Here is a 3,567-nt window from a genome sequence, read left to right as displayed (position 1 = left end):
ATTTAAGCCCTTGTTACTCAATAAACCTGCTTCGTTAGTTAAAGAAGGTCCCTAAAAATAAACAAAATGAAACATAATAAATAGACATGTTTCATTCGGAATATGACTTTTTCTTTATTTAAGGTCAGGAGTTTCATTTTTATTTTCCCATGAAATCTTAAACTTTTTAATATTTAAAAGTGTCCAAGCCTTTTTTCTCTCATCTATGTGAATTCGTAATACAATAAATATTTATTTACATTATTAGGAAAGATAACTGTGAGGATTACTTTTCAATCGAAAGGAGGAAGAATCCCTTTTGCAAAGTGAAAAGAACATTAAACTAACGTCTGCTGAGATTTCACAGCTATGGTCCGCTTACATGAATGATAGCCTTTCAATTTGTGTACTTAAATACTTTTTGGCAAAAGCAGAAGATCCTGAGATTCGTCTTGTAGTTGAATATGCACTGGGGTTAGCAGAGGCACACATAAAAAAACTGACAGTAATCTTTAAAGGTGAGAAATTTCCCATTCCATATGGATTTAAAGAAGAAGATGTTGATATTACAGCTCCACGATTATTTTCGGATCCTTACTTTCTATATTATCTTCTACAATGGAGTTCATTAGGGTTAGAAGCTTATAGTATCTCGTTGAGTTTAGCAACACGTTCGGATGTATTTGATTATTTTTCAGAATGTATTGATGATTCAAAGAAACTTCTCAAAAAAACAGGAGATGTTTTACTATCTAAAGGTCTCTATATACGAGCACCCTATGTTACGACTCCTGAAAAAGTCGATTTTATTCGAAAACAAAACTTTTTAACCGGTTGGTTTGGAGAGCGTAGATCACTTACTACGTTAGAAGTAACGAATCTTTATGCTAATCTTCAAAGAAATGTGTTAGCTATGGCAACATTCATTGGCTTCAGTCAAGTGGCAAAATCAAAAGAAGTGGGTCGCTTTATAGCAAGAGGAAAAGAAATCGCTTCAAAGCATATTGAAATTTATAGTTCCATTTTAATTGAAAATGCCCTTCCTGCTTCTGTATCTTGGGATAACCAAGTATTAGACTCAACTGTTTCCCCTTTTTCCGATAAACTAATGATGTTTCATGTAAATGGACTAGCCGCGGGCGCTATTGGATATTACGGAACAAGTTTGTCGACAAGTTCCAGACGTGATTTATCTACACATTACCTCCGATTTTTGGGGGAAGTCCTAAAATATACCGAAGATGCTGCAAACATAATGATTGATAATGGGTGGATGGAACAACCACCAAAAGTAGTGGACCATGATAAATTAGCTAATACTTAGAAGGAAATAAAATGACGAAAAAAGATCAACTTGAAAATGTCCTTTGGAGCATTGCATTACCAGGATTTCCCCAAATCTTAAACGGAAAGTTTCTCAAAGGATTACTTTTCATTTCTTTAGAATTCTTGATTAACATTCAATCAAACTTTAACGAAGTAATCATGTTAAGCTTTTATGGTCATATTCAATCCGCAATTGATAGAACGAATTATCAATGGCTGATGTTTTACCCCTGTCTATATATGTTTGCCATGTGGGATGCTTATAAAGACGCTGGCGGTGGAATAGAATCTTTTTCGTTTTTACCGTTTGTGTTTTCTGCTTATTTTATAACAGTTGGTCTAATCTATTCCCCAACATTGAGGATAATGGGAATACTCTTCGGACCGGTTTGGTTGCCAATATTATTTTTAATTATTGGGTTATGCATTGGTACACTTTTTAAAACCATCCTTCAAAAAACCATCAGATTCAATAAAATCTGATGGTTTTTTATGTAATGTTCCTAGCTGTGTTAGGTTTCTTTCCCAATTTTTTTTCACAAACCATTTCTCCTTTCTTGTTTGATACATTTATATCGAACAAGCGTAAAGACCGGAACGGCTACTACACAGGAGAAAATAGGTGTTAATCTGATTTACATTCGTATGATTTAATAGCCAAAAACATAATCATCGAAAAACCAGTATCAATTTTATTCACGAAAAACGACGAATAATAAGTTATCTGCTATTTTTTATTGGACTCATTTTAACTTACCTTATTGAGCTATTCTGCTTCGTTAGTGGAACAAGCAAAAAAGGCTGCCGCAGCAACCCCTTGTTGAACTCAAGCACCCGATAGTTGAAGAAGAAATTAAACCCGTTCATTCTCTAAAACACTAAATAATAAAGAATCACGCCATCCATCTTTCATCAACAAATCTCCCCGAATTCTTCCTTCTTTTGTCATCCCCGCCTTTTCCAAAACTCTAATTGAACCTATATTTCTTGGATCACAGGTTGCATAAATACGATGAAGTTTTAATTGATGAAATCCAAAACCGATTAAAAGTGTTGCTACATCAGTTGCTATTCCCTTTCCCCAATAGTCTGGATTAATTATATAACCTATCTCCCCTTTTTTATTATGGATATCCCTAATGTTTAATTCTCCAGCTCCAATTAATTCTTTATTAATAATAGCTAATGCATATCTTGTTCTTGGTTCTATTGCTGAATCAACTAAAACTTGTTTAACAAATGATTGAGATTCTTTCAACGAATTTGGTCCCCAAGGCTGGTACCGACATACTCTTTCTTGTGATGCGTATTTATGTACTTCCTGCCAATCACCTACCTGGAATTCGCGTAAATAAATTCTGTCTGTTTTTAGTTCTGCGCTTGCCAACCTCATCAAAATCGCCTCCCAGAAATGGAATATCACTTTTCCACTGTTCCATTAACCTGCTCCGTTAGCACAACAACAAAACATCGCAGCGGTCATCTTAATTAACCAACGATTTAAATTATTTTATTAATGGATAACCATTGCTTAAACTGCTGTACTCCAATATCATAATCTATTTCTTTATTGTAAATGGAAAAAATTCTTGTTCCAAATGGTTCTAACGTTAATTCGTTTTCTGGGGTAATATTTTTAATTCCATACCCTTTAAAATCAAAGAATATATCCCATATATCCTCAGATTGCCTTTTAAATGCTATCGACTCATATTCACAGTTATCGTGGTAATAACCTATATGCAGATGATATTTTTTATCATACAAAATATCCATTAAGCACCTCAATTTTTATCATTTAAATTATTCAATTCGGCAGTTAGAATCAACAATCCTTCTTCAAGTAAACTGCCACGTTACTTCAATAAGAAATAGGAGCTACCGGTCGCAACTCCTTGTTTCACTCAAGCACCCTTTAGTTTAAGTGAATTATTTCACATTTTCTTGTAAATCTTAAAGCTGCTTGAGTAGCAGCTAGGGCAAAAATAAATTTCAACTAACCACTTTTGTGTATTTGTTTTGTTAGTCAGCTCCATTTGGTTTACTTAGACTCATAGAAAAAGTTTGTCGAAAAATGTCAAAAAAACACATATTTTTCTTCGTAAAATAGTTTTTAGTACAAGCAGAGAATTAAATACTTTCATAACCTGTAATAGACCAAAAGAAAGGAAGGTTTTTTTTATGGGAATTCGATCTTGTAAATGTTGTAAAAAATGTAAATGTATTTGTCCTCCCGGACCCCCCGGACCAGCAGGACCACAA

4 protein-coding genes are annotated in these 3,567 nt (G+C 33.8%); 2 read left to right on the top strand and 2 right to left on the bottom strand.

Translation table 11 applies throughout. From position 1 onward, the window contains the following. Window positions 1-298 precede the first annotated feature (298 nt). Together V7659_RS27155 and V7659_RS27150 are read left to right on the top strand one after the other, a co-directional pair. Entirely contained in the window at window positions 299-1,303 is a 1,005-nt protein-coding gene (locus V7659_RS27155; RefSeq protein ID WP_335543190.1) for a DUF3231 family protein, read from the top strand. Window positions 1,304-1,314: 11 nt separating this feature from the next. Beyond that, on the top strand, window positions 1,315-1,788 hold the full coding sequence (locus V7659_RS27150) for a hypothetical protein (protein ID WP_335543189.1): 474 nt from the start codon (window positions 1,315-1,317) through the stop codon (window positions 1,786-1,788). 370 nt (window positions 1,789-2,158) lie between these two features. On the opposite strand, the gene V7659_RS27145 is transcribed toward V7659_RS27150, so the two are convergent. After that, the gene (locus V7659_RS27145; RefSeq protein ID WP_335543188.1) at window positions 2,159-2,692 is read right to left on the bottom strand and encodes a GNAT family N-acetyltransferase; all 534 of its coding nucleotides are present in this window, start codon (window positions 2,690-2,692) and stop codon (window positions 2,159-2,161) included. A gap of 113 nt (window positions 2,693-2,805) precedes the next feature. Beyond that, window positions 2,806-3,081: a DUF3986 family protein gene (locus tag V7659_RS27140; protein ID WP_335543187.1), complete on the bottom strand. Its 276-nt coding sequence runs from the start codon at window positions 3,079-3,081 to the stop codon at window positions 2,806-2,808. Window positions 3,082-3,567 lie beyond the last annotated feature (486 nt).

The sequence above is a fragment of the Neobacillus drentensis genome (genome assembly GCF_036966985.1).
Taxonomy (GTDB): Bacteria; Bacillota; Bacilli; order Bacillales; family Cytobacillaceae; genus Neobacillus; species Neobacillus drentensis_E.
The sequence above is the reverse complement of the archived record's forward strand: the minus strand, read 5'-3'. Positions and strand labels throughout refer to the sequence as shown.

Bases quoted from the DNA above. Each gene is read 5' to 3' on its own strand.
- V7659_RS27150 (WP_335543189.1), top strand. From the start codon at position 1,315: ATGACGAAAAAAGATCAACTTGAAAATGTCCTTTGGAGCATTGCATTA.
- V7659_RS27140 (WP_335543187.1), bottom strand. From the start codon at position 3,081: ATGGATATTTTGTATGATAAAAAATATCATCTGCATATAGGTTATTAC.